Here is a 604-nt window from a genome sequence, read left to right as displayed (position 1 = left end):
GTGCGGGCCCCCGTCAATTCCTTTGAGTTTCAGCCTTGCGGCCGTACTCCCCAGGCGGAGTGCTTATTGCGTTAACTGCAGCACTAAGGGTTGGACCCCCTAACACCTAGCACTCATCGTTTACGGCATGGACTACCAGGGTATCTAATCCTGTTCGCTACCCATGCTTTCGCGCCTCAGCGTCAGTCACAGACCAGAGAGCCGCCTTCGCCACTGGTGTTCCTCCACATATCTACGCATTTCACCGCTACACGTGGAATTCCGCTCTCCTCTTCTGTACTCAAGTTCCCCAGTTTCCAATGGCCCTCCACAGTTGAGCTGTGGCCTTTCACATCAGACTTAAGAAACCGCCTGCGCGCGCTTTACGCCCAATAATTCCGGACAACGCTTGCCACCTACGTATTACCGCGGCTGCTGGCACGTAGTTAGCCGTGGCTTTCTGGTTAGGTACCGTCAAGGCACTGCCCTATTCGAACAGTACGTGTTCTTCCCTAACAACAGAGTTTTACGATCCGAAAACCTTCATCACTCACGCGGCGTTGCACCGTCAGACTTTCGTCCATTGCGGATGATTCCCTACTGCTGCCTCCCGTAGGAGTCTGGG

General features: G+C 54.6%; 1 rRNA gene. It reads right to left on the bottom strand.

Annotated features, from left to right (window positions below):
• Positions 1-604: ribosomal RNA gene (locus ABDZ63_RS15795) — 16S ribosomal RNA — on the bottom strand; the annotation flags it as partial.

Origin of the sequence: Alkalibacillus silvisoli, assembly GCF_039521975.1 — a bacterium.
Lineage (GTDB): Bacteria > Bacillota > Bacilli > Bacillales > Alkalibacillaceae > Alkalibacillus > Alkalibacillus silvisoli.
Note: the sequence above shows the minus strand (reverse complement) of the source record. Positions and strands in the feature narration are given on the sequence as shown.